The sequence below is a fragment of the Vibrio sp. 11-4(1) genome (genome assembly GCF_013048625.1).
Taxonomy (GTDB): domain Bacteria; phylum Pseudomonadota; class Gammaproteobacteria; order Enterobacterales; family Vibrionaceae; genus Vibrio; species Vibrio diabolicus.
The window spans coordinates 96097-103193 of sequence record NZ_VHSY01000011.1 but is presented as its reverse complement, the minus strand read 5'-3'; the positions used below and the strand labels follow the sequence as shown (position 1 = coordinate 103193).

At 46.0% G+C, this 7097-nt stretch carries 6 protein-coding genes; 1 reads left to right on the top strand and 5 read right to left on the bottom strand.

Annotation, left to right across the window (positions count from 1 at the left end; translation table 11 throughout):
* From FKN16_RS20160 to FKN16_RS20140, 5 genes are all read right to left on the bottom strand, one after another.
* The coding region (locus FKN16_RS20160; RefSeq protein ID WP_170903438.1) for a VWA domain-containing protein at window positions 1-1460 on the bottom strand (1460 nt) is incomplete at its 3' end.
* Entirely contained in the window at window positions 1453-2457 is a 1005-nt protein-coding gene (locus tag FKN16_RS20155; RefSeq protein ID WP_170903437.1) for a VWA domain-containing protein, read from the bottom strand. The genes FKN16_RS20160 and FKN16_RS20155, both read right to left, overlap by 8 nt.
* A complete protein-coding gene (locus FKN16_RS20150; RefSeq protein ID WP_170903436.1) occupies window positions 2450-2926 on the bottom strand; it encodes a DUF4381 domain-containing protein in 477 nt (158 codons plus the stop codon). The genes FKN16_RS20155 and FKN16_RS20150 overlap by 8 nt, the downstream gene beginning before the upstream one ends.
* Before the next feature lie 38 nt (window positions 2927-2964).
* Window positions 2965-3891, bottom strand: a complete 927-nt coding sequence (locus FKN16_RS20145; protein ID WP_053808320.1) for a DUF58 domain-containing protein — start codon at window positions 3889-3891, stop codon at window positions 2965-2967.
* Between the two features lie 14 nt (window positions 3892-3905).
* Window positions 3906-4862 (bottom strand): MoxR family ATPase, encoded by a 957-nt coding sequence (locus FKN16_RS20140; RefSeq protein ID WP_005392397.1) that lies wholly within the window; start codon window positions 4860-4862, stop codon window positions 3906-3908.
* Between the two features lie 310 nt (window positions 4863-5172).
* Between FKN16_RS20140 and FKN16_RS20135 the strand changes: the two genes are divergently transcribed.
* Complete coding sequence (locus FKN16_RS20135; RefSeq protein ID WP_005392399.1) at window positions 5173-7089, top strand: methyl-accepting chemotaxis protein; 1917 nt, start codon at window positions 5173-5175, stop codon at window positions 7087-7089.
* Window positions 7090-7097 lie beyond the last annotated feature (8 nt).

Below are 7097 nucleotides of genomic sequence, written 5' to 3'. Positions count from 1 at the left end.
TGCTGTTGCTGTTGCTGTTGCTGTTGCTGTTGCTGTTGCTGTTGCTGTTGCTGTTGCTGTTGCTGTTGCTGTTGCTGTTGCTGTTGCTGTTGCTGTTGCTGTTGCTGTTGCTGTTGCTGTTGCTGTTTCAGCTTCTGTTCCACAACCGACAAGTTTTTCTTTGCAGCTTCAAAGTTGGGCTTTTCTTCAAGCAGTTTTTTATAAAGCTCTGCTGCTTCTTCTAATTGACCATTTTGCGCCAGAGAGTTGGCAAGGTTATAGCGGCCGTTAGGAGAGGAGTCATGAGAAAATGCTTCGATAGCGGCTTCGTAGTCACCTTTTTGGTAACTGGCGGCTCCTTTCCAGCTTGGGTTTGTAAATAGGTTTTGCGCCTGTTCATACTCACCTTGCTTGTAGAGTTCCGCTCCTCGTTGGTCGGCATTTAAGAACGGATTTGCTTCGGCGTGTTGTGTCCAAGTCATCGGTATTATTGTTGCCACAAACATCCAAATCAGGCCGCGTCGGAACAGTAAAGCTGCAGGCAGAAGTAACAGCGGCAGCAACCAAAAGCCACCGTTTAAGCGAGAGTCAGTGCTCACTTCTTCACTCTGCTTGGCCGAAAGTTGACTGCCAACGTTGTTCGTAAAGGCTGAAATGTTCTCAACATCGCGATTGGTGTGCTGAATAGGAACAAAAATTCCACCTGTTTTCTTTGCTAGTATTTGTAAATTCTTCAGATTTGTTTTCGCTACGACTGTTGTGCCTTGTGCAGTTTTTAAAAGAGAACCATCGGGTAGGGCGATGGGAGCGCCATTAGCGGTTCCTACTGCGAGAACTGAGATGCGAATGTTTTTACCTTCGACCAAATTCAACGCGCGAGACAGTTCTGACTCATCAAGGTCATCAGCTAACACGATGATGTCGCCTTGTTGCACACCTGCTTGAGAGAACTGGTTGAGCGCTAATTCAATTGCGGAAGGCAGGTTTGCCCCTTGAAAAGGCATTAGCTCTGGTGACAAATTCTCGATAATGCCGGCAAGCGTACTGGAATCAGTCGTCAGTGGACTTAAGTTATAGGCATCGCCAGCGTAAGCAATAAGACCCGTAGCCCCTTCTTTCCATTTAGGAAGTAAGTCCAGCGCCTTATAACGTGTTTGCGCGAGTCGATTAGGCTTGATGTCCGTAGCGAACATCGAGCGAGACATATCAAGTACTAAAATGCGGTTTTGGTTTAATTCAAAGCTTGGGCGAGCGTTGGATTGCCAGCTTGGTCCCGCTAGCGCAATACAGGCAATGGCCCAAGCTACGCCCCAGAGAATAAAATAGTGTTTGGACTGCGTGTTTTGTCCGAGCACTTTAGCTAGGTGAGGGGCAATCAGTGTCGATTTTTTTGCTCTAAATTTGTGATTGAGCAAGAGCGCAATAGGGATTGCGATAAGCCCCAAAAGCCAAGAAGGGTTAAGAAAAATAAACTCAGCCATGTTTTCTCCTCAGTAGGAATAACAATACCGACAGTACGAATGCAGCGCTTAATGGGTATGGGAACCATTCTGACTGCGGACGCCAAGTTTGCGTGTCGCTTGACACGGGCTCGAGCTGGTTGATCGTGTCGTAGATCTTTTCGAGCTGATCAGTATCTCGTGCTCGAAAATATTGTCCACCAGTCATCTCTGCCACTTTAGTTAGTGTTTGCTCATCCAAGTCGGCTGCGGTGTTAACCTTGCGAGTCATGAAAAACTCTTTCACCATCATTTCACCAGCACCTATGCCTACGGTGTAAATGGTCGCATTGTATTTTTTTGCGATTTCCGCTGCTTCGAGCGGTTCGAGCACACCGGCAGTATTGCTGCCGTCACTAAGCAAAATCATGACTCGTTGCGGAGCATCACTGTCTACAAAGGTTTTCGTGCCTAGACCAATGCCATCACCAATGGCGGTTCGTTGACCAACCAAGCCGATGACGGTTTGATTAATCTGCTGCATGACGGTTTTACGGTCTGCAGTGAGTGGCGTCTGCAAATACGCGTGATCGCCAAACAAAACAACCCCGAGACGGTCACCTTTTCTTTTTGCCACGAAATCCGATAGAACTTTTTTGACAGCGGTGAGGCGGTCGATGTATTCGCCGTTGAGCTCCATGTCTTCTTGCTGCATCGAGCCAGATAGGTCGACGACTAACATCAAGTCCCGATATTTGGGTTGGAACTCAACTGGATCACCAAACCAAACTGGACGCGCACAAGCAATGATAAGAAGAACCCAGATCGCCATTGATAGTGATTTTTGCAGGGCTTGCCTAGGCTTGCTGCCATTCTCATTAGTTGGTAAGTACGCCAATTTGATCTCGGCTTGTTGAGATTCTTGTGGCAGAAGCTTGTATACCAGCCAGGGGACAGGCAGCAAAAATAGTGCCCACCACCAGACAAATTCAATGTTTAGCCATTGGGCAAGATCGGTTATGAGTGTTTGCTCAGTCACGGTTATTTGCCTTTTTCTTTGGTGGCAAAGCGTGAGTTATCCAAAAGACACAATCATCGACCAAGCTTTGATGATTTTCTTGAGAGGATTTCTGATACAGCGCTTCTTGCCACTGATGTTGTTTGTCTACGAATCGAGTTTCTTTTGTATGACTATCGAGAAACTCATACCAAGCGATTCCAGTTAATGGCGCGATTTCTTCACGCGGAAAGTAACTCAATGCCGCCTGACGCAATATTTCTAGAGCTGAGGAAGGGGTATGAGGTGTGACAGATTGAGTTAAAAGTTTTAAGGCTGCCTTTTGCGCGCGTAGGCGTTTTTTACGCCATTTCGTATAAAGATAAATGCTGAAAACGAAAAGTACGGTGGCCGCAAGCACTGCCCACCATCCCCAAGCGAGCGGAAACCAATCCGGAACGTTTGGTAAAATCAGAGGTTCAAGGTCTAGGCTTTGGTTGTTTGTTGTCATTATTATTACTGCTTAATAAATGCTGCTTGTACAGTTTGTTAGCTTAATTGTGAAATCAAGGGCCAACCACTTGATAGCGTGTTAAATGGAATCGCCATCGAATGGCATTGCTGTTTAATGGTTTCTTGGTGTTGAGTAAAGTGTGTTTCGAGTTCCTTTCTTTGGCCCTTGGAGCCAAAGTTGAACCATTGACTACGTTGTCCATCCGAGGCTTTTACTTGACCTCTAAAGTTTGTTTCACCTCTTTCTAAAGGATCATAAAACTGAATAGCCCTCACACTGTTGTGCTGTTTTAGTCGACGTAACTGCGTCAACTCTGCTGCGCTTATGTGGGCAAAGTCGCTGAGCATAATCAGTTCGCTGCCCTTAGGTGTCAGTGTATGAAGTGTTTCTAACACCTGAGTATACGGCAGTGTACGAGCCTCGTTGTTGGCAGTACGAGCCACCTGCGCGTTATGTGTATCGACGATAGCATTAAGAATCCGCAGCCCCTGTTTTTGTAGAGAGGAAGGGCGAAACTCAAAACATTGATGTCCATCGTCAATCACCGCACCGATGCGATCCTTTTTAGCCAAAGTGAGCCAAATCAACACGCTGGCAAAGTGAGCCAATTGAACCGACTTAAGCATATACTTAGACCCAAAATGCAGGCTAGAACTCAGGTCAAGGTAAAGAATCACAGCTTGCTCTTTGTCTTCTGCAAATAACTTTGTGTGCGCTTTCCCTGTACGAGCAGTTACCCGCCAATCAATACTGCGGATATCATCGCCAGGTTGGTATTGGCGTACTTCCATAAAATCCATGCCTCGCCCTTTTTGGCGGCTGGTATGGTTACCGCTCATTTGCGACCAGATACTTTGTGCTGGTGGCAACCAACGTACAGATTGAGTGCGGTATTGCAGCAGCTCTTCAAGGGTTAATGTCACTCCATTCGCATGAGGTGGCAGTGGATGCGTTGTGGACATATCACTCCCTCGTCTTATGCACTGCCAACGAGGTTTAGCAGCTTATCAATGACTTGGTTTGCCGTAATGCCTTCCGCTTGAGCGTGGTAACTCAGTAATAAACGGTGGCGCAAAACCGGATAAGCCATGGTTTGAACATCTTCTGGGGACACAAAATCACGACCTGCAAGCCAAGCGTGCGCACGGGCACAACGATCCAGAGCGATGGTGGCACGTGGACTAACGCCCATTGACAACCACTTATCCAGCTCAGTGTCATATTCGCTGGCTCGACGTGTTGCCATAACTAAACGGACGATGTACTGCTCTATCGTTTCTGCCATATGAATATCCAACACTTCTTTACGCGCAGTGAAGATATCTTGTTGGCTTAACATTGGGCGCTCGACGGTAGTTTCGCCTTTTGCTTCACCGCGGTTAATACGCAAGATAGATAGCTCATGTTCCGCATCTGGGTATTCCACTTCTAAATGTAATAAAAAGCGATCTAGCTGCGCTTCAGGTAGTGGATAAGTCCCTTCTTGTTCAATCGGGTTTTGAGTCGCCATGACCAAAAACAACTCTGGCAGTGGGTAGGTATGACGACCTGCTGTGACTTGTTTTTCTGCCATTGCTTCAAGCATCGCCGCTTGTACTTTGGCTGGTGCACGGTTTATCTCATCCGCAAGGATAAGAGAATTGAAGATAGGACCAGATTGGAAAGTGAACTCTCCGGTTTCGGGGCGGAAGATATCAGTGCCGGTTAAATCGGCTGGTAGCAAGTCAGGGGTAAACTGAATTCGGTGGAAGTCGCCTTCAACACAATCTGAGAGTGATTTTACTGCACGGGTTTTTGCCAGCCCAGGAGGGCCCTCAACCAAAATATGTCCATCTGCCAAAAGGGCAACAAGCAGTTGTTTGACTAGATCTTGCTGACCAATGATCTGCGACTCTAGGTATTGCTGAAGAGTTTCGAAGTTAGATTTATGCATGCTTTGGACTCTCGATATCCATTTGATTTTTGTGTTGAGTATTGGTCATTTTCCAGATGGAAAAAGTTCCAATGCGCTTTCGCAATTTATCTTTTCAATATTGGGACGCTGCAGAGAATTGCAAGTACTTGCTATCACTGAAAGTTCTTATCTGACAGAGCGTTACATTTATTTTTCATAATATAGTGAGAAATGCCTCTAGTTTTGTATATGTGAGCCGATAAAGTTTCTGTGATGTGCGTGTCATGAGATATGCACCAGATTCCCCTTATGGGGCCAATAACAAGTGATTCTTTTAAAAGGTCCGAATATGTTGAAACTTCATTCCTTGAGCATCAAACAGAAGGTTGTACTTGGTATTACGTTTGCTGTTTTAGCATCAACAATAATCGTTGGTGTTATGGCTCAGCGTCATGCAAGAGATGTGTTGAGCCACCGTCTTATTGATATCGAACTACCTGCGATGCTGCAGCAAATCAATACAGAAATTGACCGCGAAGTTGTAGAGATGCAACAAGCCGCAAAACAGCTCGCAACAAACGAGTTTATTGTCGAAGCCCTATCTAATACAGACCGCGACCCGTCGGTAGAAGTTCAGTTAGTTCAGCAGCTCAATAACGTTAAATCCCAGTACGGACTTAATGATGCTTCGGTAGCCAATCGTCAAACGGCATATTACTGGAATCAAAACGGGTTCTTGCGTCAGCTTAATCGAACTCAAGATGCTTGGTTCTTTGGCTTTACGTCTTCTGGTCAAGAAACGTCAGTGAGCGTTTTCCAAGAGGCAAACGGCGAAGTAAAAATGTTTGCCAACTACCAAGACTTAAATGGCACATCAATGTCAGGTCTTTCAAAGTCGATGGACGACATGGTTGCGCTGCTCAATGGGTTTAAAATTGAAGATACGGGTTATGTGTTCCTCACTAACGAACAGGGTGAGATTCAAATACATCGTCAACAAGGTAAAAACCAAACTTCTATCACCAAGCTATTTGGTAGTGATGCGAGTGCACTGCTGAATAAAAACAGCTTCAATTTGATTAATGTGGACTTTGAAGGGCAGGACACGTTTGTTTCCAGTTTGTATGTTCCTTCAATGAATTGGTTTGTCATTGGTGTAGTTCCTGTCGATGAAGTCTTCGCGGACCTAAATGCTACTGCGCAAAAAATGCTGTTTACGACCATCATTGTCGCCGTTGTATTCATTCTGATGGGCGTATGGTTGGCAAATAGTATTACTAAACCAATTCGACTGATTGCCGATCGTTTTACCGACCTTGGGCAAGGTGAAGGCGACTTGGCGCAGCGCATTGAAATTCAGGGTAATGATGAAATTGCTCAGCTTTCAAAAGGCTTCAACGGATTTATTGAGAAGATCCACGCCACAATGAAAGAAGTTGCTTTGACCAGTGGCTCATTAAGTCAAGCGGCAGAAAGTGTTTCGACGAAAGCAACATCCACACATGACAACAGCCAAGAGCAACGTGATCAAACCATTCAAGTTGTTGCGGCGATTAACCAGATGGGTGCGACCATCAGCGAAATTGCATCGAACGCGGCTACTGCTGCCGATACGGCAAATCAGGCTTCTGATAATACTCAAACGGGTCGTGAAGTGGTTATGAAAGCCAAAGAGGTGATTAGCCGCCTAGCTGATGACGTAGAAACGACCAATATTGTCGTCACGCAGCTGGCATCGACAACTAAAGATATTGGCTCGATTCTGGGCGTAATTCGTGACATATCAGAACAAACCAACTTGCTTGCGTTGAACGCCGCGATTGAGGCTGCACGTGCTGGAGAGCAAGGTCGTGGTTTTGCGGTGGTTGCTGACGAGGTAAGAAACCTAGCGTCACGCACGGCTGATTCAACAGAAGAGATCCAACGGATGATCAACCAACTTCAAAGTGACGCACAAGACGCAGTAAGTGCGATGGAAGCGGGTAAAGCGGTCACTATTGAAGGGGTCGCTTCAACCGATGAAGCAGTGGAAGTGTTAGTCAATATTTCTGAGCGAATTACAGACATCTCTGATCGTAATACGCAAGTTGCGACGGCGACGGAAGAGCAATCCACTGTGGTGCATACCATTAACCAAAACATTGAAGAAATCAACGCTATCAATGAAATGACAACGGCAACGGCAGAAGAGCTGGCGGATGCAAGTCGTGATCTTCAAGCGCTCTCTTCACGTCTGGACAAGATGGTTGGTAGCTTCAAGCTATAGAGTTGGAT

Excerpts from the sequence above, each read along its gene's own strand:
- FKN16_RS20140 (WP_005392397.1), bottom strand. The coding sequence starts at position 4,862 with ATGCATAAATCTAACTTCGAAACTCTTCAGCAATACCTAGAGTCGCAG.
- FKN16_RS20145 (WP_053808320.1), bottom strand. The coding sequence starts at position 3,891 with ATGTCCACAACGCATCCACTGCCACCTCATGCGAATGGAGTGACATTA.
- FKN16_RS20135 (WP_005392399.1), top strand. The coding sequence starts at position 5,173 with ATGTTGAAACTTCATTCCTTGAGCATCAAACAGAAGGTTGTACTTGGT.
- FKN16_RS20150 (WP_170903436.1), bottom strand. The coding sequence starts at position 2,926 with ATGACAACAAACAACCAAAGCCTAGACCTTGAACCTCTGATTTTACCA.